The following is a 767-nucleotide window of genomic DNA, read 5'->3' on the forward strand; positions in this document are numbered from 1 at the left end:
TGTGCTATTTCCCCGCCAGTATCATCCAGCTCGAATCCTCGCCGTATCGTCCCGCCTCCGTGTTCACCTTCACGCAGCGTCGCCCCGCCTCCCCGCATGTCGACAGTTGCACACCGCTGTTCTTCTCCGACAGCATGGCCTGCGTGGCCTTCTGCTCCCGGAGGGTCTCGTAGTTGTCGACTATCTGCTGCCCCTGCCACCACAGCACGCTCCCGCTCGTCCCTATCAGCAGCACCGAGACCAGGGTGATCGTGAGCCACGTCCGCCCTACCATACGCAGCACGCTCAGCCGGTTCGACTGCATGGCGGCGTTCATCCCCTGTTCGTGAGCGCTGATAGCGTTGCTGATTCGCTTCGCGCTGGCGTTCAATTCCGCTTTTACACACTGTTCGTGCTCGCTGAATGCGGCTTTCAGCATCTCGCCGGTACTCTGCTGCTGCGCTTTCGATTTCTGCTCTAAGTCCTTCGCCAGCGTTAAAAGACTGTTCATAGATGGCTCCCTTCAATCGGATGTTTCGCCCCCCGTCCGGGTCGGCAATGCTGATGCTGCTTTTCGTCGTGCGCACCACCTCAAAACCAGCAAGTTCCAGCGCCTCAGTCACGTCCTGACGCGTTTTCAGCTCCCCGGTCGAGGCTAACGCCAGTAAACCCCGCGTAATCGCCTGAGCGGCTTCCTGCTTCGCTTCCGGCAGCGCGGACGGCGTCACCAGCGCACGCCGGTTTTCCGGCGCGTTCGGATCGTGCAGCCCCAGCCTGCCGTTCACGAT

1 protein-coding gene is annotated in these 767 nt (G+C 61.1%); it reads right to left on the minus strand.

Annotated features, from left to right (window positions below; genetic code table 11):
• A partial coding sequence (locus AC6BYQ_RS28040; RefSeq protein ID WP_498057883.1) for a relaxase family protein occupies positions 1-767 on the minus strand: 767 nt, incomplete at both ends.

The organism is Serratia sp. LTN-2, assembly GCF_059740205.1.